Consider the following 26,173-nt stretch of genomic DNA (forward strand, 5'->3'; position numbering starts at 1 on the left):
CCTATCTAAAAAAGAAGCATAGCTTGGCTATGCTTCTTTTGATTATACAAATTCAATCAACAAGTCGTCACTTTGGATTGTGTCGCCTTCTTTAATATGGATCGCTTTAATCTCACCGTCTTGTGCGGCTTGGATCGTCGTCTCCATCTTCATCGCCTCAGTGACGAGAAGTTGTTCCCCACGATGGACCCGGCTTCCTGGTTCGACGAGTACTTTCAAGACCGAACCTGGCATCGAGGCCCCGACTTGTTTCGAATTCGAGCGTTCCACTTTCGGTCGGCTCGTCGTCGCCGACTTCACGTTGACGTCTTTAATCTCGATTTCACGTGGTACGCCGTTCATCTCATACGAGACGAGGCGGATTCCGTCTTCGTTCGCAGCGCTCACTTGAACGAGCTTGATGATGAGCGTCTTCCCTGTCTCGATTTCGACTTGAATCGTCTCGCCGACGTTCAATCCATAGAAGAACGTCAACGTGTCAAGCACCGAGACGTCACCGTACGTGTTCGTATGGGTCACATAGTCCTCGAACACTTTCGGATAAAGCGCGTTCGCGAGCAGTTCAAAGTCCGTCACCGGACGTTCGAGCTTCTCAAATAACTTCGTTTGAGCCGCTTCAAAGTCGTACGGCTTGATCAGTTTACCCGGACGGACCTCGAGCGGCGCCTCACCTTTGAGAATCGCTTGTTGGACGTCTTTCGGGAACCCTCCTGGAGGCGACCCGAGCTCACCGCGCATCATCTCGACAACCGAGTCTGGGAAATCGAGTTGATTTCCTCGTTCGATGACGTCCTGTTCGCTCAAGTTATGTTGGACCATGAAGAGTGCCATGTCCCCTACGACTTTAGACGACGGGGTCACTTTGACGATATCGCCGAACAACATGTTGACGCGGGCGTACATCGACTTCACTTCACTCCAGCGGTCACCGAGACCGACCGCTTTCGCTTGTTGCTGCAAGTTCGAATACTGTCCGCCCGGCATCTCATGCTCATACACCGATGGATTCGATGCACGCATGTCACTTTCGAACGGTTCATAGTTATGACGCACGTCTTGCCAGTAGTCACTGATGACTTCGTAGTGCTTCGCATCGATCTTCGGCTGGCGTTCGTGATGGTCGAGTGCGTAAATCAAACTTCCACCTGAAGGCTGCGACGTCATACCCGACATCGAGCTCGCTGCGACGTCGACGATATCGACGCCCGCATCAGTCGCCCGTGCGTAAGTGAAGATCCCATTCCCCGAAGCGTCGTGCGTGTGCAAATGAATCGGCAAGTCGACGGCGTCTTTCAGTGCCGACACGAGCGCATACGCCGATTCAGGTTTTAAGAGGCCAGCCATATCTTTGATCGCAAGAATATGAGCTCCGCTCGCTTCGAGCTGCTTGGCGAGATCGACGTAGTACGGCAAGTGATACTTCGGACGGTTTCCGTCATACAAGTCACCGGTGTAACAGATTGCCGCTTCTGCGACTTTCCCTGTCGGCAGCGTCGCGTCGATCGCGAGTTTAATCGATTCAATGTTGTTCAAGCTGTCGAAGATTCGGAAGATGTCGACGCCGGCATAAGCCGCCTCGTGGACGAACTTCTCGATGACGTTGTCAGCATAGTTTTTATACCCGACGGCGTTGGCACCGCGAAGGAGCATTTGAATCAAGACGTTCGGCATTTTCTCACGAAGGCGCATGAGACGTACCCACGGGTCTTCCGAGAGGAAACGGTAGGCGACGTCAAACGTTGCCCCGCCCCACGCCTCGACCGAGAACAGTTCTGGCATGAGTTTACTCGTCGGCTCGGCGATATTCAAGATGTCTTGCGTCCGCATCCGTGTCGCGAGGAGCGACTGGTGGGCGTCTCGCATCGTCGTATCCGTCAAGAGCAGCTCTGGTTGACGTTTGATCCAGTCAGCCAAACCGTCTGGACCGAGTTCTGTCAGGATTTGTTTCGTCCCCGGCTTCGCTTCGGCCGGAAGGTTTTGCGGGATTCGGACCGAGCGGCTGATCGGCTTATCTTTCAAGCCGACACCCGGGAATCCGTTGACGGTGACGTCCCCGATATAGTTGAGGAGTTTCGTCCCTCGGTCTTTCCGTTTCGGGAAGACGAACAGTTCGGGTGTATCATCGATGAACGACGTACTATAGTCCCCGCTAATAAAGTTTTGGTGCTTCATGACGTTGATCAAAAACGGGATGTTCGTCTTGATGCCGCGAATCCGGAACTCGTTCAAGTTACGGACCATCTTCGCTGCCGCTTGTTCGAACGTCATCCCATGCGTCGACAGCTTGACGAGGAGCGAGTCGTAGTACGGCGAGATTTCAGACCCGACATAGGCGTTCCCGCCGTCGAGACGAACCCCAAAACCGCCTGGCGAACGATACGCCATGATTTTCCCTGTGTCCGGCATGAAGTTGTTAGCCGGGTCTTCCGACGTGACACGGGATTGGATCGCATAGCCGAGCAGTTTGATATCTTCTTGCTTCGGCATGTGAATCACGTCACCGTGAAGCGACTCGCCTTGGGCGATCATGAGCTGTGTTTGGACGATATCGAACCCAGTAACCATCTCAGTGATCGTATGTTCGACTTGGATCCGTGGGTTGACCTCGATGAAGTAGAACGACTCATCCTCAGTGACGAGGAACTCGACCGTCCCTGCGTTCACATAGCCGACGTGACGCATCACTTGAACCGCCGCGTCACAGATTGCTTGACGAGACGCCTCCGACAACGTCACACACGGTGCGACTTCGACGACTTTCTGGTGACGACGTTGAACCGAGCAGTCACGCTCAAACAAATGGATGATGTTCCCGTGATCATCCCCGAGAATTTGCACCTCGATATGCTTCGGACGTTCAACTAATTTTTCTATGTACACTTCGTCTGAGCCGAACGCTTGCTTCGCCTCTGACTTGGCACGTTCAATCAAATCTTTCATCTCAGCCTCGGTCCGGATGACGCGCATACCGCGTCCGCCGCCGCCCATTGAGGCTTTGACCATGAGCGGGAAACCATGCACGTTCGCAAAGTCGAGCGCGTCTTCGTACGAAGTCAATGGACCGTTCGAGCCTGGAATGACCGGTAGCCCGGCTGCGATCGCGTTTTGACGAGCCCGAACTTTATCTCCGAACGCGTGCAGGTGCGATTCGTCCGGTCCGACGAAGATGATACCTTCTTCGCGGCAACGACGAGCTAGTTCAATGTTTTCCGATAAGAAACCGTAACCCGGGTGAATCGCGTCACTCCCCGATTGCTTCGCGATTCGAATGACGTCTTCGATGTCGAGATAGGCGTCGATCGGTTTCTTGTTGAGACCGATCAAATACGCTTCATCGGCTTTAAAACGATGTAACGATCCACTATCCTCTTGCGAATAGATGGCGACAGTACGCATTCCTAATTCTGAGGCTGCCCTAAATACACGAATGGCAATCTCTCCACGGTTGGCTACAAGCAATTTGCTAATTGATTTCAACCTAAATCCCCCCATTTTGGAAATCGTTTACATATAAATCTTTACCTTACTACATGTAGTGATGCATTTTGAACGTTTTCTTCTGATTTTTCGCGAATTTCCGCGCGGCGTGTCGCCTCTCGGTGACGGTTACGCATCGAGATACTGCTGAGCACACCGAGAATTCCCATCGTCATGATCAGCGACGTGCCGCCGTAACTGACGAGTGGAAGCGTCACACCCGTACCCGGGAACCAGCCCGACATCGCCCCGATATTGATCCCGGTTTGGACCATGATTTGCGCGGCAATCCCGAACGAGACGAACATCGCAAAATGGCTGTCGGTATGGTTGGCGATATTTACTGCCCGGAACGCGATGAAAAAGAGCAACACCAAGACGACGAGGACGCCGATAAAGCCAAGTTCTTCGGCGATGATCGACATGATATAGTCCGTCTCCGGCTCCGGCAAATAGCCATACTTTTGATAACTATTCCCAAGTCCGACGCCGGTCAATCCCCCATGCACGATCGAGATGATCGACATGAGAAGTTGGTGCCCGTAGCCTTCCGGGTCCATGAATGGATTGAAGACGACGTTAATCCGACTAACTTGGTTATCTGTGAAAACAAACGTATACATAGCATAAACAAAACCAATTCCAGCAATAATCACCGGGATGATGATGCGAAGCGGGGCCCCGGCAGCTAACCACATCATGAACATAATTACCCCTAAGACGAACAATCCGCCATGGTCAGGCTGTCCATTTATGACGAAGGCATACGGGAAAAAGTAGAACAAACCCGGGATGATGAAGAAAGCCCCGATTTGGGCGCGTAGCTTTTTCCGTTCGATCGCCGCACGGCCGATTCGGCCCGGCCATCCTGTCAGTTCACGATTCCATAACTGATGGTAGTAGTTGGCGAGCAATAAAATTAACACAAACTTAGCGATCTCGATTGGTTGGATCGTGAAACCGCCGATAATGAGCCAAGCCCGGGCACCGTTCAGCGGAGGCATCGCCCAAGTGACAAACAGTAGAATGACCGAGAGCGCATACAGGCTTCGCAACACGTTCTTTTTGCGGAAGTTTTCATACCGGAACATCGTCGCGATCAAATAGACGACAATCCCGAACCCTGCATAGAACAGTTGCCGATAAAACAAGCCGCTGTTCGCGTAATCCCCACGATTCCAAACACTGGCGCTGTAAATCATGATCGAGCTGATCCCAACGAGCAAGAGCACCGCAATGAACAGTGAGAAATCAAAGTACCGAAACCGAGTTTTCATGTTTTCACTTCCTTATGTACAGCAATCCGCAACCCGTTATAAAAAAATACTCAAACAGCGCCGCCTGCACAGTTTGAGTATAAGGTTCATAATTCTGAAGCTTCCGCGAGCGCGGATAACTTTTGTTCCAATGAATCGATCAGTTGCTTGCCTTCGACATCTGAAATAAGTCCAAGCCGGACCGCAAAATCGATTTGGCGCGACAGACCGAACATATGTGTATCAAGTACCTCTTCATAAAGCGGGCACTTCGGCATTTTCAAGTTTTCTAATTGTACCTCAATCAAGCAACGGATTTTTTCAGCATCTGCTTCAAGCAAGTGAAGCGCCTGTTCCCGTTGGACTGCAGCCAAATTTGTCGCCACTACGACCCCTCCTCCGTACAATGACAGACTGTTTGTCATAACTCAACTGTACATTATATTTCATCATAATTCAATGAACAGTCTAGATTCAAAGCGTGTTTCTCGCAGTTTTCCTTTTTGCACGGAAGAGCTGTATAATATACATTGTATCGCTAGTTAAGGGGGAGTATCAATGATTTTTCCGTTAGATGGAGCGGTCCGTCACGCGCTGACGATTGACCCGACTGTATGGATTTTTGACGAACGTAAACGCAAAGTCGACGAACTCGACCAGGCCGTCGAGAATGATTCAGACGCCTACTATGCCAAAATGGGGAAGGCATGGGACGACGGATTGACACTAGGGACGCGCGTCGACCACAATAAGCCGATGTCGCGGGCCGATAAAGACGCTGCGCTTCGTGACTCGTTCGCGATGCCGTTCGCACCATTTCTCCAAAACGCCGAGCCGCTCAATACGGCGACGCATGTCAGCTTTTATGGGGAGACGGTATTGACGATCCCGCTCGCCGAAGTCGGTTCGATTTATCTTCAGTTTTCACAAGATGGAAAAGTGTTGGCTGACGGACCAGTCTATGCACTCTACAACAACCAAATCATTCGTCAAGTCGACCATATCGTCGTCCGAACGGATGGCTGATGGGAAGGCGCTCGCCGTCTCAGGCTGTTGACGAACGCGGTCGCTATCAGCGATCTCGTTCGTCTTTTTTTTGGACTTTTTACTTCACAAAGTGTAACATGTGTGATATCGAAATATACTCTATGCAGAAAGGTCGTGACGCTTACGATACCTTTATGGAAAAAGAACTTGATCATCGTTTGGATCGGCAGCTTCTTGACGGCCGCCTCGATGAGCCTCGTCTTGCCGTTCCTGCCCTTATTTATCGAAGAGCTCGGCGTGACCAACCCTGACCACGTCGTCACCTGGTCCGCCGTCGCTTTCGGCGCCACTTTCCTCGTGGCCGCCATTGTCTCCCCGCTTTGGGGCCGACTCGCTGACCAGAAAGGGCGCAAGCTCATGTTGATTCGGGCGAGCCTCGGAATGGCCGTCGTCATGTTCTTGATCGGCTTCGTGCAAGACGTTTATCAACTCGTCGGTTTACGACTCATCATGGGTGCTGTCTCCGGATTCATCTCGGCCGGCATCACTCTCGTCATCTCACAGACACCAAAAGAGAAAAGCGGCTGGGCGCTCGGCACGTTGTCGACCGGTGGTATCACCGGCGGACTCCTCGGTCCATTGATCGGTGGACTGCTCGCAGATTGGATTGGGCTTCGACCCGTTTTTCTCTTTACCGGTAGCGCACTCTTCGTCACGTTTTTAATCACACTCCTGTTCGTGAAAGAAGATTTCGTCCCGGTGGCGCGCGAGCGACTTGATTCGACAAAGTCGATCATCGCCTCGCTCCGTCATCCCCAACTCATCTTCAGCTTGTTTTTAACGACGTTTTTAATTCAGTTTTCAACGCAGTCAATCGGGCCACTGTTGACACTGTACGTCCGCGAACTGAACCCGTACACGACTTCCCTTGCATTCATCGCGGGAATCGTCGCTTCAGCGCCGGGGGTGGCCGCCCTCCTGTCCGCACAACATCTCGGGCGGCTGTCAGACCGCCACGGGCCGGAACGGATTTTGTTTTGGGCGCTCATCATTTATACCGCGTTCTTGATTCCTCAGGCGTTCGTGACGTCGACGACACAGCTCGTCATGTTGCGTTTCGGCCTTGGTTTCGCGACCGCGGCACTCATGCCGTCTGTGCAGTCACTGCTAAGGAAACATACACCGAGTCACGCGACCGGACGCATTTTTTCTTACAATCAGTCGGCCCAGTTCATGGGCAACCTGCTCGGACCGTTGTTCGGATCCCAAATCGTCGCCCACTTCGGATTCTCTGCGCTCTTCATCGTGACCGGTTTGATCATGTTGACGAACGCGTTTCTTGAGAAAGCGAACGTGCAAGTTTTGCTCCACCCAAACACAAAATAGACGTCGAACTCATGCTCGGCGTCTCAGGCTGTTAACGAACCAGGTCGCTAATAGCGATCTGGTTCGTCTTTTTTATGTCCGAAGACCTCGAAGTGAACTGCCCGACATAAATCGGGCTTTTTCTTTCGACTGTCGGGGCCTCAGAAAAAGACAAATGGTCGCCAGATGGCGACCGTTTGCGTTGCTCGTCCGATGGCGCCCCGACTCTTGCAGGACAGCAATCCGACGGAGACCCAGCAGCGACGCAAGTCGCGATGCGGCTCCGGGATTGCCTGCAGTAAGCGTGGGCGCCGGAAGACGAGCAATATCGTTCATGTTGGTCAACAAGCTGAGACGTCGAGCTTACGCTCGGCGTCTATTTCTATAGCAAATCGGCCGCCAACCGGGCGAGCGACGAGCGTTCGCCTTTGATGAGTTGGACGTGACCGAATACGTTTTGCCCTTTGAACCGCTCGACGGCGTACGAGAGCCCGTTCGAATATTCATCTAAATACGGATGATCGATCTGATACGGATCGCCGACGAGAACAATCTTCGAATTCTCCCCGACCCGGGTCAAAATCGTCTTGATCTCGTGCTTCGTCAAGTTCTGCGCTTCATCGATGATGATGAACTGATCCGGCATACTTCGCCCCCGAATATATGTGAGCGCCTCGAGCTGAATCGATTTGATGCCGGCGAGGATATTTCCGAGCTCGTCTTTCGAGTTGGCATTAAACAAGAATTCAAGATTGTCATAGATCGGCTGCATCCACGGACGAAGCTTATCTTCCATCTCACCCGGCAAGTATCCGATGTCGTTGCCCATCGGCACGACCGGACGCGCCACGACGAGCTTGTTGAAGCGACGTTCGTCCTCGACGAGGGCAAGTCCCGCCGCGAGTGCGAGGAGCGTCTTCCCGGTCCCGGCTTTCCCGAGGAGCGTCACGAACGGAATATCGTCGCGAAGTAGTAAATCGAGCGCCATTCGTTGTTGGACGTTCCGCGGATGAATGCCCCAGACGTGCTCGGCGTCGAGCGATAACGGTCGAACGATCGGTTGTAACGGATCGACGACCGCGAGTGCGCTCGCTTTCGAAACGTTACTCTTTAAGATGACAAATGAGTTCGGGTACAGTTGGTTTTTTGAAAAAGCCGACGTCGGTAGCTGGCGAACTTGATAGAATTCATCAATTATCGCCTGATCGACCTCAATCTCGCGATAGCCGGCGTACAAATTCGTCGTGTCGACGATATGGTCTGTCAAATAATCTTCGGCTTCGATGCCGATCGCATCCGCTTTGACACGGACCAGTATATCTTTTGAGACGACCACGACTTTCCGGTTGTGATCATGCTCATACTGTTTCATCAAACCGAGTGCGACCGTCAAAATCCGGTTGTCATTCGTCATGACGTCGAACGGGAAGTCGACTGTATGTTCATGACCGATCTCAACGAAGAGATGGCCGCCATTCTCGAGCGGCACCCCGTCATGAAGTTTGCCGGTCGATCGGAGCTGGTCAAGCACACGCGCCGTTTCTCGGGCGTTACGGCCAAGCTCGTCCATGTTTCGTTTTTTTCCATCGAGTTCTTCTAGGACGATGGCCGGGATGACGACGTCATGCTCATCGAATTGAAAGAGTGAGAGTGGGTCGTGTAGAAGTACGTTCGTATCGAGCACATACGTTTTTTTCATAAGCTTTGCCGCCCCTCGAAAATTGTTGGTGATCAAGAGTTCAAGCTTTCCTTCACTTCTCGGTCCAATTTTTCCGCTGCTTCGATATCGTACGTCTTGACGATGTCCGGTTGCCCGAACGTCGCCCCGTAAAAGGAGATGTTGCGGACTTCTTCGACCGAACCTTTAAAAAAACGCAGGTGCAGTCCCGGTTTTACAGCCGGTTCAAATTCATGGACGTGCGAGAGCGTCACACTGTAAGCGAGACCGTCCTCTAAAAAGATGAGCCCCGCCGTCTTTTCGCTTGTCAAAAGCGTGATGAGATGCGAGTTTTTTGTCAGGGCAAATCGGACTGTCTGTTGATCGGTCGCCTGCACCCAACTGATGGCGTGGGTGATCGGCCACCGCTTCGCTTCATCAAACGCGACGAGAAACGTCAACGGCATCTCGTTTAACGTTTCTTGTTGCGCCCGGGAAAGTTCGAACGTTGCTTTACTCGCCATGCACTCCCCTCCTTCTTAAACGGGTATATGAAATGGATTCGCCCTTAATGACTTCTTTCCCTGCTTTTCTATCTGGAAATCATGCTATAATCAACGAAGAGGAAGGTGAGACCATGCGCGTAAAGTGCTCTCTTTGTGATAAAGTCGATACGATTGATTCGTGGTCGTTCGAAGCGAAACGACTTCGCAATAAACCTGCTAAAACGTACATGTGCCAAGAATGTCATGCACGCATTACGGAACGAACGGCTGAGCGTGCGGCAACAGGCCAATTCCACCTATATCCATCGTTTCGCCAAAAGCGAAGATGGTAACAAAAATGGACGTCCCTTTAACGGGACGTCCATTTTTTAGGTTGGTTCATTGACTTGGTCTTGACGGCGGTTCCACCAGAGCCGGCCCCGATAAATGGCTAGGACGACCGCCATGACGAGCAATACTTCCGGGATTGGCCACGTGAAGAAGACGAGCGCCATCGTCCCCGCTCCGAGCGCGAGAATGATGTAGACGATGAGCGCCTTCCACCACGCGAGTTGTTTGGCAAAACCTAATTTAAAGACGAGCAACGTCAATAAGATGACCGTGATGATCAAGGCGTTAAAGCCGACCGAAAAGTCGTTCGCGTCACTGCCGACACCTAATAGCGAGGCGATCCACGGAACGTCGATTTGGGTAATGTCCATCGTTTGAGAAGCTTTCAAGGCAAATAATCCCCCTTTGTTTCCTACACGTCTATTCTACACGAATCAAAATAAAAGGGAACGCCTCGGCGCTCCCTTTTCTACTTATTCTTTACCAAGTTTACGACGCTTGTCAGCTTTTTCACGTTCGTTCTTGTTCAAGACCTTTTTACGGAGTCGAATCGAGAGCGGTGTGATTTCGCAGTACTCGTCATCGTTCAAGAACGTAAGCGACTCTTCAAGCGAGAAGACGCGCGGACGTTTCAAGACTTGTGTCGAGTCTTTCGATGATGCACGCATGTTCGTCAACTGTTTCCCTTTGACGGCGTTGATCGCGAGATCGACGTCACGGTTACATTCACCGATGATCATACCTTCGTATACATCTGTACCTGGTTCGATGAAGATCGTCCCACGGTCTTCGAGTGCACCGATTGAGTAAGCCGTTGACTTACCAGCTTCGATACAAACCATGACACCGCTACGGCGACCGCCGATATCAGCAGGAATGAACGGACGATACTCTTCGAACGTATGGTTCAAGATTCCGTATCCGCGTGTCGCCGACAAGAACTCGTTACGATATCCGATGAGACCACGTGAAGGAACGATAAATTCCATACGAGTTTGACCGTTATCGTTCGTGTTCATGTTCGCGAGTTCACCTTTACGGAGACCGATCGATTCCATGACTGAACCTGTGTACTCTTCCGGTACGTCGATGATGACGCGCTCGAAAGGCTCAATTTTCGTACCGTCTTCAGCTGTACGGATGATAACTTGTGGTTTCGAAACTTGGATCTCGTACCCTTCGCGACGCATGTTCTCGATCAAGATACCGAGGTGAAGTTCACCACGTCCTGATACGACCCATTGGTCAGGCGAGTCTGTGTTTTCGACACGGAGCGAAACGTCCGTCTCAAGTTGTTTCATCAAACGCTCTTCGATTTTACGTGCTGTCACGAAATCGCCTTCGCGTCCTGCAAATGGAGAGTTGTTCGTCATGAAACGCATTTGAAGCGTTGGCTCATCGATGCGAAGAAGCGTAAGCGGCTCTTCTTTACCGACCGGTGTGACCGTTTCACCGACGTTGATGTCTTCCATCCCGGCGATGGCGATCAAGTCACCAGCTTTAGCTTCTTCGATTTCAACACGTTTGAGTCCGAAGTAACCGAATAGCTTCGTGACGCGAAGTTGTTTGATCGATCCGTCCGTTTTGCAAAGTGAGACTTGGTCTCCGACTTTGATTTTCCCACGGAAGACGCGACCGACTCCGATACGACCGAGGTAGTTATCATAGTCGAGCATCGTGACTTGAAACTGAAGCGGCTCATCCGAGTTGTCGATTGGTGCCGGTGTGTTCTCAAGAATCGTATCGAGTACGTGCGTGATTGTATCTTCTTGCTTCTCAGGATCAGGATCGAACGAACTTGAACCGCTGACTGCAGACGTATAGACGACAGGGAATTCAAGTTGATCTTCATCTGCTCCGAGATCGATCAATAAGTCTACGACTTCATCGACGACGTCGAGCGGACGGACCATCGCTTTGTCGATTTTGTTGACGACAACGATCGGGCGAAGTCCTTGGTCAAGTGCTTTCTTCAATACGAAGCGTGTTTGTGGCATACAGCCTTCACGTGCATCGACAACAAGAATAACGCCGTCAACCATACGCATGATCCGCTCAACTTCACCACCGAAGTCGGCGTGTCCTGGCGTATCTACGATGTTGATGCGAGTATCTTTATAATCGATTGCCGTGTTTTTAGCGAGGATTGTGATCCCGCGCTCACGTTCGATATCGTTCGAGTCCATGGCGCGCTCTGCTACCATTTCGTTTGTCCGGAAAGTACCAGACTGTTTCAATAGTTCATCGACTAACGTTGTTTTACCATGGTCAACGTGGGCGATGATGGCTACGTTACGGAGGTTAGTTCTTAAATTCATGTAGTTATTCCTCTCTTATTTGAAAAGTTTCAACTTTGTATTCAACTTAAAGAGTATAGCACAGGTGCTACCACCTTTGTCACGTTATATAGTCTGTTACCGTTTCCAATTGCGCTGATTTTGCTTACAATGAGATAGAGCCAAGAAAAAAAGGGGGAATTTCGATGCAACTCATGTTCGTCTTGATCGCAATCGCCGTCGTCGCCGGTTTTGTCGGTATCGGCATCGGTGTCGCCGAAGCGAGTACCGCCATCATCGTTGGCAGTCTCGCGTTGAGCGCGGTCGCTACATTCTTCGGCATCAACTTGCGCCGCCGTGTCCTAGCAGACCGACGCCCATAACGAACAGGCCCGAGGCGAGCGCCTTGGGCCTTGTTTTATAATTCTCGCGTCAAACAGATGCGGTCTCGCAACACGAGTCCGTCTTCTTCGATCGCCTCGTAGCCATGGTTCGGAAAATAATCGCGTTCGACCGAAGCAAAACGGAATCCGGCTTGTTGATAGAAGCGCAACTGGACGATGCTTGAGTTGCCCGTGCAGACGAGCAGTTCGCTCGCACTTCCGCTAGCCGCCCGACGGATGGCGTCTTGGAGCATCCGTTGCCCGATCGTCTGGTTTTGACGGTCAGGTTTGACAGCGATGTTGACGAGTTCGACCGATTCCGCACTGCGACGGACAAGCATATACGCCCCGACGAGTTCACCGCCGAGTAAAGCCTCAAATGTCGTGCCCTGTGCGTATTGCGCTTGCACCATCGCCTCGTTCGGATTCGCCAAGACGAGCAAATCGCGCACGCGATCGTACGTTTTGTTCGGTTCAATCACAAGGTCTGGCCTCACTTCAGGCGCCACGTTTTTGGCGATGACGTAATGCTTGATGACGTCCTTGACGAACGTCTCGCTCCCGCCGAGGACCGATGTCTTCCCTTTATAGCTGACGGGTTCACCGTATAAGGAGACGACGCGTCCCCCGACTTCTTCGACGAGAAGTTTTCCGGCCGCGTAATCCCACGGCATATTGCGCATCGTGATATAGCCGTCGACCCGTCCGGCCGCAACCCAAGCCAGTTCGAGTGAGGCGGCCCCGTGCGCTCGTGTCCCGACAGAGTCGCGGACGATCGGTGCCAACACTTCCGGCGCAATCTGTTGGTTCGGGGTCACCCACGTCGCATTCATACTCAAAAATGCGTCACGGACGTGATGTTCATGAAGCTGCGGCAACTTCCGTCCGTTGAGCGTCGCCCCATAACCACGTCGTGCCACGAACAGCTCGTCAGCCATCACATCATAGACAAATCCATACTCGACGACCTCATCGACCATAATCGCGATCGAGATGGCGAACATCCGCTTTTGATGAATAAAATTGAGCGTCCCGTCGATCGGATCGACAAACCAAACCGTCCCTGTCAACTTGTCAGGCTGTGTCGAGATGCCTTCTTCTCCGACGATCTGATGCTCCGGATACGCCGCTCGGATGCGGTCGACGATTAGTTGTTCGACCGCTCGATCGATTTCAGTGACCAAGTCCCCTTTGCCCGTCTTCCGCTCGATCCGATAACTTTCATCAATTTGAAGGCGGATATATTCCCCTGCTTGTTTGATTAGATCAATCGCAAACCATTCCAACATATTTATCACCTCTCTATGTATTATAGCAAACAAAAACCAGTATTCGCGTGGAATACTGGTTGAATGAGCGGTTGTGGGTCAGGCTTCGAGACGCAAAAGTTCTTGGCGGTATTTCTCTAACCGATGCTTGCTAGCCTGGACAGTGGCATCGTCTTGTGACGCCATTGCATCGAAGAGTGTTGCCAATTCATAATCAATCTCTAGGCGCAGCACCGGAATCCGTTTTTCTGCGTCTTTTCTTTTGAATGCCTCAATCACTTGTTTCATGAGATGCCACACTCCTTTTGTTGGGCTACAAGTTACGGTTTAGTAAGTTGAATTGAGTATATCAGATGAGATTCAAAAAAGAAAGAGAATTGTCTGACTATTTTGAATTTTTTATCTTAGTGGATATATTCCCACTTCAACCGGTCCTAAACCTTAAATAACCGTTAGTGATATGTACCCTATTTCTTAAGGTATTAACTAAAAAAAGCAGCAACCGACAGATTCGTCGGTTCCTGCAATTCATTTGTTACAACCTGATAATCTTAGTATTTGATTTCAAGGCCGCTTGGACCGTACGATAGGTAGAGTATCCGGTCTGCTCATCGTGGACAGCGCTCAGTTGCTTCTCTTCTGATTTTGATGTCACGATTTGTTTGAACGACCGATACGTTGCTAAAAATTCTTCCCGATCGACGCCGCCTTCGTTGGCGAGTGCGACTTGATTATAGAACTCGACGACTTCGATCAGTTCTTCCGTCGTCCAGTCCGGATTGATTGGATAGTTGATTTGCATATTCTTCACCTCGACAACCATTGTATCAACAAAAAAAACTATTGCAAGTTGACTTGGAAATCTCTATAGTTTTTTTGTTGCATCGTTTTTCTGCATAGCAGACCAATCATTCACCGGGTAAAGAAACTTAGTATACGTAAACGACCGATCCCATACAAACGCTGATTTCAAGGAGGGCTTACTATTGAAAATTAAAGGGTCTACACAGCTCGACACGCCGCTATTTGAGACGTTGCTCAAACACGTCAATACAAATCCGATTGCGTTCCATATTCCCGGTCATAAAGGCGGAAAAGGAATGGATCCCGAATTTCGTGACTTCATCGGCGAAAATGCTTTAAAAATCGATTTGATCAACATCGCTCCACTTGATGACTTGCATCATCCGAAAGCTTCGATTGCTGAAGCCGAGCGTCTCGCTGCTGAAGCGTTCCGTGCTGATGAGACATTTTTCTCGGTCCAAGGTACATCGAGCGCCATCATGGCAATGATCATGGGCGTCGTCGGGCCGAACGAAAAAATTATCGTCCCGCGTAACGTGCATAAATCCGTCATGTCAGCGCTCGTCTTGACCGGAGCCCATCCTGTATTCATTCATCCTGAATATGATGAGACGTACGGGATCGCCCACGGCATCACGGCAAGCGCTGTCGAGCGCGCGCTCGAGCTGCATCCTGACACGAAAGCCGTCCTCGTCATCAACCCGACGTACTTCGGTGTCGCTGGTGACCTCGAACGCATCGTCGCCGTTGCTCACGCTCAGGACGTCCCTGTACTCGTTGACGAAGCGCACGGTGTCCACTTGCCATTCCACGACGAGCTCCCTCTGTCGGCGATGCAAGCGGGCGCAGACGTCGCTGCGACGAGCGTGCATAAGCTCGGTGGCTCGATGACAGGTAGCTCGATTTTGAACGTACGCCGCGGTCTTGTCTCTCCAGAGCGGATCCACGCGATGCTCTCGATGATTACGACGACGTCGACGTCCTACCTACTTCTCGCCTCGCTCGACGCAGCCCGGCGCCAATTGGCGACAAAAGGTGAGGCCATGAACGAACGCGCCCTCACGCTCTCACGAATGGCACGCGTCGCCATCAACAACATGCCGCATTTATCGGTCTACGGCCACTCTGAGCTCCATTCTGAGTCGACGTACGCCTTAGATGAGACGAAAGTACTCGTATCGGTTCGTGAGCTTGGAATTACCGGATTTGAAATCGAGAAATATTTGCGCGAACATCACCGCATCGAAGTCGAGATGTCCGATTTGTTGAACGTCCTCTTCATCGTGACGAGTGCCGACGATGAGTCGACGATTCAAGCACTTATCGATGCGATGCACGATGTCGTATCGGTGTATAAGCAGTCTGGGAACGATTCTTTATCGATCATGCTCCCGGAGATCCCACCACTCGCGCTCAGCCCACGAGACGCGTTCTACGAAGAGACGGAAACGATTCCCCTCGAGAACGCCGTCGGACGAATTTCGGCTGAGTTCATCATGGTGTATCCACCAGGGATTCCTATCATCATTCCTGGAGAATTGATCACGGCATCGACACTCGAATACATCACGGCCAATATCGAAGCTGGTTTACCGGTTCAAGGTCTTGAAGACGAGTCGCTTCAAATGATTAAAGTCATCCAACAAACGAAAGCAATCCGCTAAACGAAAGCGAGCCGGTCAATTTGACCGGCTCGCTTTGTGTCATCAGAAGAAAAGATGCTTATGATGATCGAATTGCTTCCCCTACTACCCATTATAAGAAAACGCTTACATTTTTTCAAGAGGTGATTCTGAAGTTTTTTCATCTTTCGTCCCTTCCTCGAGACAAAGACGCAAAAATTCAGCAACATGATCGGTGTCATACAGATTGATTCCAAGCATCGGATAAAGCTGTCTCGGTTCTTCGAGCGCATGCATATCGAGAAGGGCTGACTGTCCGGTCTGCATGCAGACGACGAGTACTTTCCCCATGAACTGGTGCGTATAGACAAATCCGAAATCATAACGAGACGTCTCGGTTTCGATGCCGGTAAACCGAACGCGGCTCGTCTCGGAAACGGTATATAATAGCTCCTCATCAAACGCCATGATCATTCCCTCCTTTCTGACTTCATATGTTATTTTCCTTTATACTGAACTTGTGAAACCTAGGGAGGATGACTCATGAACATTCGAAAAGCAAGCGCGCGCGACGAAGCCGCACTATTGACGCTCATGCAAGCGCTCTGGCCCGACGCCCCGTTGATCGAGTTGACGGCCGAGCTTCGTCTCGGATTGCGTTCCGGCAAGATGCATTATTTTTTGGCGACCGACAACACGGCAGTCGGGTTTTGCCAGCTCAGTTTCAGACATGACTATGTTCCCGGCGCCGTCTCTTCTCCGACTGCGTTCTTAGAAGGGATATACGTTGACGAATCCGTACGCGGGCAGGATGTGGCGACTCGGCTCGTCGAAGCTGCCGCATCATACGCTCGGTCGAAAGGCTGTGACGAACTCGCTTCAGATACGGAGCTTGACAATGAGGGGAGCCAACGTTTTCATGCTCGAATCGGTTTCGATGAAATCGAACGGACCGTCCACTACATCAAAAAACTCTCCCGCGAGTAGCGAGAGAGTTTTTGTATTACTTAACGACGTGGATTGGCATACCCATTGCGATTTCTGCCGCTTCCATTGCCATCTCACCGAGTGATGGGTGAGCGTGGATTGTGAGCGCGATGTCTTCAGCTGTCATGCCTGCTTCGATGGCGAGACCAAGCTCGGCAATCATATCAGAAGCGCCTGTACCCGCGATTTGAGCACCGATCAAAAGACCGTCCTCTTTACGCGTGATGAGCTTCATGAAGCCGTCTGGCTCGTCGAGAGCGAGGGCACGACCGTTCGCTGCGAATGGGAATTTCGATACTGTGAAATCGAGTCCTTCTTCTTTAGCGAGCGGTTCTGTGTAACCGACTGTCGCAAGTTCAGGGTCAGTGAAGACGACCGCTGGGATTGCTGAGTAGTCGAGGTAAGCCGGCTTACCTGCAGCTGCCTCCGCTGCAACTTTTGCTTCGTAAGAAGCTTTGTGTGCGAGCGGTGGTCCTGGTACGATGTCGCCGATTGCATAAATGTTTTCGTTCGACGTCTTGCACTGGTCGTCGATCTCGATGATGCCGCGGTCGCTGATTTTAACTTCAGCATTCTCGAGGCCGATGTCGCCAGTGTTCGGACGGCGTCCGACTGTGACGAGGACGTAGTCCGCTTCAACAGTCTGTTCTTCGCCGTTCACTTCAAACTTCACGATAACGCCGTCTTCCGTTTCCTCGACACCTTTTGCAAGAGCGTTCGTGTGGATCGTGACGTTGCCTTTTTGTTTGAGTTTCTTTTTGACGATTTGCGTCATTTGTGGCTCGAAGCCAGACAAGATGTCGCTTGCGCCTTCAACGACTACGACTTCAGTATCGAAGTTCGCATACGCTGTCCCAAGTTCCATTCCGATGTAGCCGCCACCGATGACGACGAGCTTTTTCGGAACTTCTGGAAGAGCCAATGCGCCAGTTGAAGAAAGAACGCGTTTTGACCATTTGAACGATGGAATCTCGATTGGTGTCGAACCAGTCGCGATGATCGCTTTCTTGAACTTGTAAGGAGTTGAGCTATCTTCTGTGATGACACGAACTGTGTCTTCAGCTGCGAAGAACGCTTCACCTTGAACGATCTCGATCTTGTTGCCTTTCAAAAGACCTTTGACGCCGCCAGTCAATTTGTTGACGACCGACTGTTTCCAGTCTTGGACTTTCGTGAAGTCAACTGACACGTTGTCAGATGTGATTCCCATTGACGAGTGACCTTTAGCGTGCTGGAAGTTATGTCCAGCCGTAATCAAAGCTTTAGATGGGATACAACCGACGTTCAAGCAGACACCGCCAAAGTTGCCTTTTTCAACGATTGTAACTTTGAGTCCAAGTTGTGCGCCGCGGATTGCTGCGACGTATCCACCAGGACCGGCGCCGATGACAAGTAAATCAGTTTCTTGTGCGAATTCTCCTACTACCATGTTATTATCCCTCCATCATTAGAAGTGCTGGATCTTGAAGCAAACGTTTGACCATGTTGAGCGCGTTTTGAGCAGTCGCACCATCGATGAGACGGTGGTCAAAGCTGAATGAAAGTGCGAGCACTGGTGCTGCGACAATCTCGCCGTCTTTGACGACAGCTTTTTCAGCAATGCGGCCAATACCGAGAATTGCAACTTCCGGGTGGTTGATGACAGGTGTGAACCATTGTCCACCAGCTGAACCGATGTTCGTGATTGTGATCGATCCGCCTTTCATGTCGTCCCCAGCAAGTTTGCCTTCACGGGCTTTGCCAGCAAGCTCATTGATGTTGTTTGCAAGTGCGTAGACTGATTTACGGTCCGCATCTTTGACGACAGGAACGACGAGGCCGTTATCCGTGTCAGCTGCGATACCGATGTTGTAGTAGTTTTTGTAGACGATTTCTTCGTTTACATCGTCGATTGACGCGTTGATCGTTGGGTAAGCTTTCGCTGCCGCTGTCAATGCTTTGACGACGAATGGCAAGTACGTGAGTTTCACGCCTTGGTCAGCCGCGACTTGTTTGAACTCTTTACGGAGTGCGACAAGTTTCGTGACATCGACTTCGTCCATGAGTGTTACGTGCGGAGCCGTATGTTTCGAGTTGACCATCGCTTTCGAGATCGCTTTACGGATACCACGGATTTTCTCGCGCGTTTCGAGTTCAGGTGTAGCTGACTCGTAAGGCTTGATTTCCGTCTTCGCAGCCGAGGCCGTCGCTACAGATTCTGTTTTCTCTGTTGTAGCTTCCGCTGTCGGTGCTTCACCGTTTGCGAACGCGTCGATGTCTTCTTTAAGAACGCGACCGTTGTCGCCAGTTCCTTTGACTTCACGGATGTCGACGCCTTTTTCACGAGCGTACTTGCGAATCGAAGGCATGGCGATGACACGCTCAGACTTGTGAAGTTGAACTTCACGTGGACCGTCTTCTTTCACGTCTTCTTGAATCTCTTCTGTCTTCTCTTCAGCTTTTGGCTGTTCAGGAGCTGCCTCTTCTTCACCGGCTGGTGCGTCACCTTCGATATCGAACGTGATGAGGACGTCGCCGACGATGGCAACTGTTCCTTCAGAGACTTTAACTTCCTTGACTGTTCCGTCGACCGGAGCAGGAATCTCAACGACGGCTTTGTCGTTTTGAACTTCGAGGAGGATGTCATCCTCTTTCACTGTATCCCCTGCTTTGACGAACCACTTGACGATCTCACCTTCGTGAATTCCTTCACCGATGTCTGGTAATTTAAATTCAAATACTGCCACTGGTTTTTCCTCCTATCGAATAATCATGTAAACACGACAAGGGAGACAATTCTCCCTTATCGTTAAATGAACACGATCAGAAGTTGATAACTTCTTTAACTTTTGCAACGACATCTTTATGGTCAGGTAACCATGCATCTTCACCTTGTGCGAAAGCGAAGACCGTGTCTGGTGCAGTTACACGAAGCACTGGTGCTTCGAGGTGAAGAATCGCGCGTTCTTGAATTTCAGTTACGACGTTCGCCGCAATCCCTGCTTGACGCTGTGCCTCTTGAACGACGATCGCGCGGCCAGTCTTTTTAACTGACTCGACGATTGTGTCGATATCAAGCGGGCTGATTGTCATGAGGTCGATTACTTCGACGTTGATGTTTTCTTTTTCGAGTTCTTCAGCTGCTTTGAGTGAAGTATGAACCATCGCACCGTATGTGATGATCGAAACGTCAGTACCTTCGCGTTTCACGTCTGCTTTTCCAAGCTCGATCGTGTAGTCGCCTTCTGGTACTTCGCCACGGAACGAACGGTAAAGTTTCATGTGCTCGAGGAATACGACTGGGTCGTTGTCACGGATTGACGCGATCAAAAGACCTTTTGCATCATACGGTGTTGACGGGATGACGACTTTAAGACCAGGTGTCTGAGCCATCAATCCTTCAAGGCTGTCCGCATGAAGTTCTGGTGTTTTAACGCCGCCACCGAAAGGTGAACGGATTGTAACCGGCTGGCTGTAAGCGCCGCCTGAACGGTAACGCATACGTGCCATTTGGGCAGCAACTGAGTCAAATACTTCGAATACGAATCCGAAGAATTGAACTTCCATGATTGGACGGAAGCCTGTGAGTGCAAGACCGATCGCGAGACCACCGATACCAGACTCAGCGAGTGGCGTATCGAAGACGCGGTCTTCGCCTAACTCGTCTTGGAGACCTTCCGTTGCACGGAAGACCCCACCGTTTTTACCAACGTCTTCTCCGAAAAGAAGTACTTTCTCGTCGCGCTTCATTTCAACGCGCATCGCATCAGTAATCGCTTGGATCATTGTCATTTGAGCCATAACTTACTTCGACTCCTTTGCTGTATATTCTTCAAGCTGCTCTTTCAAGTTTGAAGGGAGTGTTTCGAACATGTTGTTGATGAAGTCCGAAACTTTTTGTTTTGGTTCTTTGTCCGCGAGGCTGATCGCTTCTTTCACGTCTGCTTTCGCTTGTTCGATCACTTCGTTCTCCATGTCTTCGCTCCAAAGCTTTTTGCCTTCGAGGAAAAGACGGAAACGTACGAGTGGATCTTTTTCTTGGTACTCTGAATCGAGTTCTTTCGTACGGTAACGTGTTGGGTCATCCCCAGCGAGCGTATGTGGTCCGTAACGGTATGTGAGTGCTTCGATGAGCGTCGGTGTCCCATCAAGTGCGTCTTTACGCGCTTGTTGTGTTGCGGCGAAGACAGCAAGTACGTCCATACCGTCAACTTGGATTCCGTTGATGCCCGCTGCTACAGCTTTTTGCGCGATCGTTTTAGCTGCCGTCTGCTTCTCAACAGGTGTCGAGATTGCGAAGCGGTTGTTTTGAACGACGAAGATAGCTGGTGATTTGAATGCACCTGCGAAGTTCATACCTTCGTAGAAGTCACCTTGTGACGATCCGCCGTCACCCGTGTAAGTAATGGCGACGTTCGTGTTGCCGTTGCGTTTGAGACCCATGGCCACACCCGCTGTTTGAATGATTTGTGCACCGATAATGATTTGTGGCATTAAGACGTTAACGTCTTCTGGGATGCGGTTTCCTGCCACGTGACCACGTGAGAACAAGAACGCTTGATAAAGCGGAAGTCCGTGGAATACGAGTTGCGGGATATCGCGGTAACCCGGAAGAATCCAGTCTTGCTTGTCGAGCGCGTATTGCGTCCCGATCATCGTTGCTTCTTGCCCTGCCACTGGCGCGTAGAAACCTAGGCGTCCTTGACGGTTAAGCGAGATGGCACGCTGATCCCAAATTCGAGTATAGACCATGCGGCGCATAAGCTCCTGAAGTTGCTCGTCCGTTACATCTGGCATTGCGTCTTGGTTGACGACCTCGCCCTTCTCGTCGAGAATACGGAACGTTTGGAAGTTTTCTTCCACGTTTTGAAGTACCTGAACGTTGTTCATTCGTTTCACCTCATCCTTTCAACTATGAGACAATTGTCTTTTTTTGTGATCAAACACTACCTCAAATCTTAAGTGTATCTGTCCAAAAAAGCAATCTGTATTAACGTGATTCAGGAAAGTATGACTTCTCCTGCCGTTTCCTTGTCAGTATAAAACGGGTTGTTACAATAACGCAAAAAATATGCTCACTCCATAAAAACGCTTACATGAACACATTTTTCGAATGTTTTACGCTCTGTATCATTTTCATTTCACCTTCTGTACCATCTGAGCGATTCGCTCATTAAATATGATATAATTGGACATATCGCAATTGGAAAGGAAGTTTACCCATGTTAACAATGAAAGACGTGATTCGTGAAGGAGATGAGCGGCTCCGTAACCGTTCAAGTGAAGTCTCGCTTCCACCTACGGCAGAAGACCTCGCCCTGCTCGACAAGATGGAAACGTTCCTCGTCAACAGCCAAGACCCTGAGATCAGTGAGAAATATGAGCTTCGCGGCGGTGTCGGAATTGCTGCACCACAACTCGGTGTCAATCGCCGGTTCTTCACCGTCCTACTAAAAGAGGAAGAAGAGACGTTCAAGCTGTCGATCTTCAATCCGAAAATCACGAGTCACTCGCTCGAACAGACGTATTTGAACGGCGGTGAAGGCTGCTTATCTGTCGATCGCATCGTCAAAGGCAACGTACCCCGTCACCGTCGCATCACCCTCGAAGGATTTGACCGTGACGGCAATCCGATCAAGTTACGTCTTCGCGGGATGCGAGCCATCGTCTGCCAACACGAACTCGACCACTTGGACGGCGTCCTGTTTTATGACCGCATTAATACGACCAATCCGCTAGAAACATACGGTGAACCGATCTGAGGTGACGAGCGTGAAAAAAAAGACACTGTTGTTCCTATTCCCATTCTTGTTTCTTTTAATCGGTGGATGCGTCCGGATCGAATATGACGCCACCGTCCACTACGATCAGTCTGTCACGCTCGAGACGACGTATGCGTTCCGCGATCACCCGGTCATGAAGCTATTAAACTTACGGCTCGACTGGAAAACGTGGAAACAACAAGCGAACGATAACGGCTATGCGACTCGAGACTATTCGAGCGAAGACGATTACGAAGGTATGGTGTTAAAGAAGACGTTCAAAAACGTCGATGAGCTGCAAAACATTAAACAGGAATGGAAGACCGGACCGGCCGGTGTCCTCGTTCCCCCCGACGTGGAATTTGACGTTCAAAAGGAAGACGGCATTTGGTTCGATTCATACGTATTGAAGACGAACTTGGATTTACGTCTCGATCGCGTCGACTTGCCTGGTGTCAACTTGAGCGGTTCCCCGAAAGAACTCGCCGAGCGTTACATCCGCCAAGCCGACATCCGTTTCAATTTGACGGTACCGACCGGTGTGTTCGTCGAGGACGGGACCGGCCTTGACCCTCGTTCGATGAAACAAGTCGAGTGGCAAGTGTACGGCGGACGCCAAAACAATATGATGCTTGTCGCGCACGTACCGAACGTCAAAGCGTGGATCATCACGATCGTCGTTGCCCTCATTGCTAGTGTGACTGCTTTCTTCGTTTGGCGGAGATCTAGGAAAAATGTCGGAAACCCCGACCGGACATCAATCCGTTCGCGCGTGCTCGGTATGTTGATCATCCTGTTAGCGTTAGCCATCATTATCGTGACCGTACGTGAAGAACTGACGAACGATCGAAAAGTCGAAGCCATCCGTCAAGCCGCCCAAACCGATGAGTTCATCCCGACGTTCGCCGTCCACGGCCTGCTCGGGACCGACCGGACGTTCCTCCGCTTCTCCCAATACATGGAGCAGCGCGGACTTGCCAAAGACGGTGCGCTTTGTACGGTGACAGCGAAAGGAGCGGTCGACTGCGTCATCAATGATTACAGTTCGAACCGACCGATCGTCCGGATTGAATATGAGGATGCTGAAGCGTCCTTGAACAACCAGACGAAATGGTTGAACCTCGCCATCGAAAAGTACAAAGCGGAACGAAACCGTTCATTCGACCGCATGTATGTAATTGGTCACAGTATGGGCGGTGTCGCCGCAGCCAACTACATTTTGAACCAAGACGAGTATATCGTCGATAAGCTCGTTACGTTTGATAGCCCGTTCGCCGGGACGCGCCTCGCCAACTTCGGTTTATCCGCCAGCAACTTCGGTGTGAACACGGGCAGTCCGGCCATCCGCGACTTGTCGCCGAGTTCTGATGGGCTCAAGTCGTTCCAGGCCAAGCTTGAGACGTGGCCCCGCTCCGTCCAAGTGTATTCGTTCTCAGGACGAGGCGGCGAGTTCAACTTGATCGAACCGTCGAGCTCGCTCTTGCTCGAGGAATACACGAATAATATCGGTACCGAGACCGTCCCATACGATCACTTCTCACTTCATCGGAAGACGGACGTGCTCCGTGAGACGGGCGAGTTCTTATACGAGTATTCAAATGAGTTCAATCCAGTCGAAACGCAATAAAACAAGCCCGTCCTCTGATGAGGACGGGCTTAGGCTGTTGACGAACCAATTCGCTTTTTTATGTTCGATGACCTCGAGTCACTCTGCCCGGCACAAGATTGAAAAAATGGTATGTATACGGTCTCTCCAGGCCAATAAACTAGTCAGCTTCTTCATGTTTTGTGCGGTGACCGCCGCCAGATGGGACCGTGTGCGTTGCTCGTCCGATGGCGCCGCGACTCCTGCAGGATAGCAATCCAACGGAGACCCAGCAGCGACGCGAGTCGCGATGCGGCTCCGGGATTGCCTGCGGAAAGCGTGGGCGCCGAAAGGACGAGCCATAGCAATCATGTTAGTCAACAAGCTGAAGCCCGCCCTCTGATGAGGACGGGCTTGTTTTTAGGTCAGTAGGTCATCGTCCACGTCAACTTCTGTAACCAGTAGAGCAAGTACTTGCCGATCGGCAAGTCGGTCTGAATCTCATCATAAGCGACGGTGTACGTCCCGTCCTCGTTGTTCCAAAGCCGTTTGAAATAGCTATCGACTTCGCGCATGAACTCAGTCTCGGTCGCAGTCGTCACTTCAACGTCCGCCTCGAGGTTATAGTCGTTCATATTCCGGGTCGTATAGTTGCCTGACCCCATCACAACGACACGCTGCTCGCCTTCGACGTAGAGCATCTTCGGATGATATTGTTCTTTCCCGACTTCGTACCAACGGACCTCGATCTGTTCCGGATTGACTTCGACGAGCTCAGCCGTGACCGGCAAGTTCGGGAGACCCGACTTATCACGCCCGAACGCGTTCGTGTTCGGGTCAAGGATGAGCTTGACGAACACGCCGCGCTCGGCGGCATCGTGGATTGCTTGGATGATGTTCCGATCGGCCAAATAGAACATGCCGATCCAAATCGTCTCGCCCGCTTCCGCCTCGTCCATCGCTTTCACGACGGCTTCTTGAATTTTCGACTCGGTGACGTAACGAACCTGCATCGGTCCGTCCGAATCCTCGTCACGTAAGGCGGCGAGCTTTTCTTCACTCGGGAAACGGCTCGCGTCCCCTTTCGAGAACCGGGCGATCGCCTCTTCCCCTTCAAGAATGTCAGCTAGGATCGGACCGTCGAGTCGGACGCCGACATTTGAATGGTAACCGGACGCGTCATGCGGATTCGCCGAGAGGACGAACCCGTCGTTCTCCGTCACCATGACTTTGCGATGGTTCGCTTTCACGTTCAGTAACCGTAAATAAGAACGAATCGTGATGTCCGGTGCCGATTTCGCCATCGGGTTCGGGAGCCAACCGTTTTGGCTGTCCCCGAACCATTGGAATCCGATGCGATACAACGTCGAGTACAAGATATTCGGGTCACGTAACGCGTCGAGGTTCGTGTAGACGATCTCCGCGCCCGCTTCCTTGAGCACGTCTAAATGGTCAGACGCGTGACCGTTATACGTCGTGTTGATCTCGTCTGTGATCAAGACGACGTTCAAGTCCGGATAGAGCTCCATCTGTTCTATGAGTGCTGACGACAGGCGGGCCGTGATGTCCGGATACGGTCGATCTTCATTTGAATATGGATTGAATAAGAAAAAGTCCATGACGATATACTCCCGGGCGTCGCGGATCGATCGCTCGACATCTTGGAAGATCTCTTGCTCATTGACTTCGGTGTCTTCTCCTTGGTATGTCAAATCAGACAAAAAATCGATTTGGTCATCCGAGATGTTTACCGGTTCGGATGCTCGAGACACCCCTTCTGGCAGCGGTTTTACTTGATGATAAATCATCGTGACTAAAAATAAGATCGCAAATGCGGCAAGTCCCCACTTGAGCCAACCTGTCTTACGCTTCTTCCGTTCCATACGCACCGCCCCTTTTTTCATTCTCTAAAAAACGGGCTGTAGTCAC

General features: G+C 51.0%; 24 protein-coding genes. 8 read left to right on the plus strand and 16 right to left on the minus strand.

All coding sequences use genetic code 11. The features are described from left to right. Positions 1-42 precede the first annotated feature (42 nt). The 3 genes from EVJ29_RS05310 to EVJ29_RS05320 all read right to left on the minus strand — a co-directional run bounded on the left by EVJ29_RS05310 (position 43) and on the right by EVJ29_RS05320 (position 5,119). Complete coding sequence (locus EVJ29_RS05310; RefSeq protein WP_131465354.1) at positions 43-3,492, minus strand: pyruvate carboxylase; 3,450 nt, start codon at positions 3,490-3,492, stop codon at positions 43-45. A gap of 26 nt (positions 3,493-3,518) precedes the next feature. Beyond that, the gene (locus EVJ29_RS05315) at positions 3,519-4,754 is read right to left on the minus strand and encodes an FtsW/RodA/SpoVE family cell cycle protein (protein WP_131504778.1); all 1,236 of its coding nucleotides are present in this window, start codon (positions 4,752-4,754) and stop codon (positions 3,519-3,521) included. Positions 4,755-4,840: 86 nt separating this feature from the next. After that, the gene (locus EVJ29_RS05320) at positions 4,841-5,119 is read right to left on the minus strand and encodes a YlaN family protein (RefSeq protein ID WP_070327584.1); all 279 of its coding nucleotides are present in this window, start codon (positions 5,117-5,119) and stop codon (positions 4,841-4,843) included. A 172-nt stretch (positions 5,120-5,291) separates the two neighbouring features. Between EVJ29_RS05320 and EVJ29_RS05325 the strand changes: the two genes are divergently transcribed. Together EVJ29_RS05325 and EVJ29_RS05330 are read left to right on the plus strand one after the other, a co-directional pair. Further along, on the plus strand, positions 5,292-5,759 hold the full coding sequence (locus EVJ29_RS05325) for a hypothetical protein (protein WP_070327585.1): 468 nt from the start codon (positions 5,292-5,294) through the stop codon (positions 5,757-5,759). Positions 5,760-5,906: 147 nt separating this feature from the next. After that, positions 5,907-7,106 carry a multidrug efflux MFS transporter gene (locus tag EVJ29_RS05330; protein WP_070327957.1) on the plus strand — a complete coding sequence of 400 codons (1,200 nt, stop codon included), beginning with the start codon at positions 5,907-5,909 and terminating at the stop codon, positions 7,104-7,106. A gap of 361 nt (positions 7,107-7,467) precedes the next feature. Here EVJ29_RS05330 and EVJ29_RS05335 read toward each other — a convergent pair whose 3' ends face one another. Together EVJ29_RS05335 and EVJ29_RS05340 are read right to left on the minus strand one after the other, a co-directional pair. Continuing rightward, complete coding sequence (locus EVJ29_RS05335; RefSeq protein WP_016509526.1) at positions 7,468-8,784, minus strand: PhoH family protein; 1,317 nt, start codon at positions 8,782-8,784, stop codon at positions 7,468-7,470. A gap of 32 nt (positions 8,785-8,816) precedes the next feature. Then, on the minus strand, positions 8,817-9,266 hold the full coding sequence (locus tag EVJ29_RS05340) for a hypothetical protein (protein ID WP_070327586.1): 450 nt from the start codon (positions 9,264-9,266) through the stop codon (positions 8,817-8,819). A gap of 113 nt (positions 9,267-9,379) precedes the next feature. On the opposite strand from EVJ29_RS05340, the gene EVJ29_RS05345 reads away from it, so the two are divergent. After that, positions 9,380-9,580 carry a YlaI family protein gene (locus EVJ29_RS05345; RefSeq protein ID WP_083273976.1) on the plus strand — a complete coding sequence of 67 codons (201 nt, stop codon included), beginning with the start codon at positions 9,380-9,382 and terminating at the stop codon, positions 9,578-9,580. A gap of 36 nt (positions 9,581-9,616) precedes the next feature. Here EVJ29_RS05345 and EVJ29_RS05350 read toward each other — a convergent pair whose 3' ends face one another. Continuing rightward, entirely contained in the window at positions 9,617-9,949 is a 333-nt protein-coding gene (locus EVJ29_RS05350; RefSeq protein WP_070327587.1) for a YlaH-like family protein, read from the minus strand. A gap of 102 nt (positions 9,950-10,051) precedes the next feature. Then, positions 10,052-11,896 carry a translational GTPase TypA gene (gene typA / locus EVJ29_RS05355; protein WP_070327588.1) on the minus strand — a complete coding sequence of 615 codons (1,845 nt, stop codon included), beginning with the start codon at positions 11,894-11,896 and terminating at the stop codon, positions 10,052-10,054. 164 nt (positions 11,897-12,060) lie between these two features. Here typA and EVJ29_RS15450 point away from each other — a divergent pair, with 164 nt between their 5' ends. Beyond that, on the plus strand, positions 12,061-12,237 hold the full coding sequence (locus EVJ29_RS15450) for a DUF5325 family protein (protein ID WP_167615659.1): 177 nt from the start codon (positions 12,061-12,063) through the stop codon (positions 12,235-12,237). Between the two features lie 35 nt (positions 12,238-12,272). On the opposite strand, the gene EVJ29_RS05360 is transcribed toward EVJ29_RS15450, so the two are convergent. The 3 genes from EVJ29_RS05360 to EVJ29_RS05370 all read right to left on the minus strand — a co-directional run bounded on the left by EVJ29_RS05360 (position 12,273) and on the right by EVJ29_RS05370 (position 14,307). Next, a complete protein-coding gene (locus EVJ29_RS05360) occupies positions 12,273-13,526 on the minus strand; it encodes an inositol monophosphatase family protein (protein ID WP_131489864.1) in 1,254 nt (417 codons plus the stop codon). 78 nt (positions 13,527-13,604) lie between these two features. Continuing rightward, positions 13,605-13,793 (minus strand): hypothetical protein, encoded by a 189-nt coding sequence (locus EVJ29_RS05365; RefSeq protein ID WP_015881266.1) that lies wholly within the window; start codon positions 13,791-13,793, stop codon positions 13,605-13,607. A 247-nt stretch (positions 13,794-14,040) separates the two neighbouring features. Beyond that, positions 14,041-14,307 (minus strand): UPF0223 family protein, encoded by a 267-nt coding sequence (locus EVJ29_RS05370; RefSeq protein ID WP_070327590.1) that lies wholly within the window; start codon positions 14,305-14,307, stop codon positions 14,041-14,043. A 184-nt stretch (positions 14,308-14,491) separates the two neighbouring features. Between EVJ29_RS05370 and EVJ29_RS05375 the strand changes: the two genes are divergently transcribed. Continuing rightward, positions 14,492-15,973: an aminotransferase class I/II-fold pyridoxal phosphate-dependent enzyme gene (locus EVJ29_RS05375; RefSeq protein WP_070327591.1), complete on the plus strand. Its 1,482-nt coding sequence runs from the start codon at positions 14,492-14,494 to the stop codon at positions 15,971-15,973. A 105-nt stretch (positions 15,974-16,078) separates the two neighbouring features. Here EVJ29_RS05375 and EVJ29_RS05380 read toward each other — a convergent pair whose 3' ends face one another. After that, on the minus strand, positions 16,079-16,399 hold the full coding sequence (locus EVJ29_RS05380; RefSeq protein WP_070327592.1) for a DUF3055 domain-containing protein: 321 nt from the start codon (positions 16,397-16,399) through the stop codon (positions 16,079-16,081). A 75-nt stretch (positions 16,400-16,474) separates the two neighbouring features. Between EVJ29_RS05380 and aac(6') the strand changes: the two genes are divergently transcribed. Next, positions 16,475-16,918, plus strand: coding sequence for an aminoglycoside 6'-N-acetyltransferase (gene aac(6') / locus EVJ29_RS05385; protein WP_131504779.1), 444 nt, complete (start codon positions 16,475-16,477; stop codon positions 16,916-16,918). A gap of 16 nt (positions 16,919-16,934) precedes the next feature. On the opposite strand, the gene lpdA is transcribed toward aac(6'), so the two are convergent. The 4 genes from lpdA to pdhA form a co-directional block, all read right to left on the minus strand. After that, positions 16,935-18,347, minus strand: coding sequence for a dihydrolipoyl dehydrogenase (gene lpdA / locus EVJ29_RS05390; protein ID WP_071399522.1), 1,413 nt, complete (start codon positions 18,345-18,347; stop codon positions 16,935-16,937). 4 nt (positions 18,348-18,351) lie between these two features. After that, entirely contained in the window at positions 18,352-19,644 is a 1,293-nt protein-coding gene (locus EVJ29_RS05395) for a dihydrolipoamide acetyltransferase family protein (RefSeq protein WP_070327595.1), read from the minus strand. 76 nt (positions 19,645-19,720) lie between these two features. Further along, positions 19,721-20,698 (minus strand): alpha-ketoacid dehydrogenase subunit beta, encoded by a 978-nt coding sequence (locus tag EVJ29_RS05400; protein ID WP_070327596.1) that lies wholly within the window; start codon positions 20,696-20,698, stop codon positions 19,721-19,723. 3 nt (positions 20,699-20,701) lie between these two features. Then, positions 20,702-21,787 carry a pyruvate dehydrogenase (acetyl-transferring) E1 component subunit alpha gene (pdhA, locus tag EVJ29_RS05405; protein ID WP_070327597.1) on the minus strand — a complete coding sequence of 362 codons (1,086 nt, stop codon included), beginning with the start codon at positions 21,785-21,787 and terminating at the stop codon, positions 20,702-20,704. 332 nt (positions 21,788-22,119) lie between these two features. Here pdhA and def point away from each other — a divergent pair, with 332 nt between their 5' ends. Together def and EVJ29_RS05415 are read left to right on the plus strand one after the other, a co-directional pair. Further along, positions 22,120-22,659: a peptide deformylase gene (gene def, locus EVJ29_RS05410; protein ID WP_131504780.1), complete on the plus strand. Its 540-nt coding sequence runs from the start codon at positions 22,120-22,122 to the stop codon at positions 22,657-22,659. Between the two features lies 1 nt (position 22,660). Beyond that, on the plus strand, positions 22,661-24,286 hold the full coding sequence (locus tag EVJ29_RS05415) for an alpha/beta hydrolase (RefSeq protein WP_131504844.1): 1,626 nt from the start codon (positions 22,661-22,663) through the stop codon (positions 24,284-24,286). Positions 24,287-24,669: 383 nt separating this feature from the next. On the opposite strand, the gene EVJ29_RS05420 is transcribed toward EVJ29_RS05415, so the two are convergent. Beyond that, on the minus strand, positions 24,670-26,127 hold the full coding sequence (locus EVJ29_RS05420; RefSeq protein WP_131504781.1) for a phospholipase D family protein: 1,458 nt from the start codon (positions 26,125-26,127) through the stop codon (positions 24,670-24,672). Between the last annotated feature and the right edge of the window lie 46 nt (positions 26,128-26,173).

This window comes from Exiguobacterium sp. SH4S7 (assembly GCF_004336795.1).
GTDB lineage: Bacteria > Bacillota > Bacilli > Exiguobacteriales > Exiguobacteriaceae > Exiguobacterium > Exiguobacterium aurantiacum_A.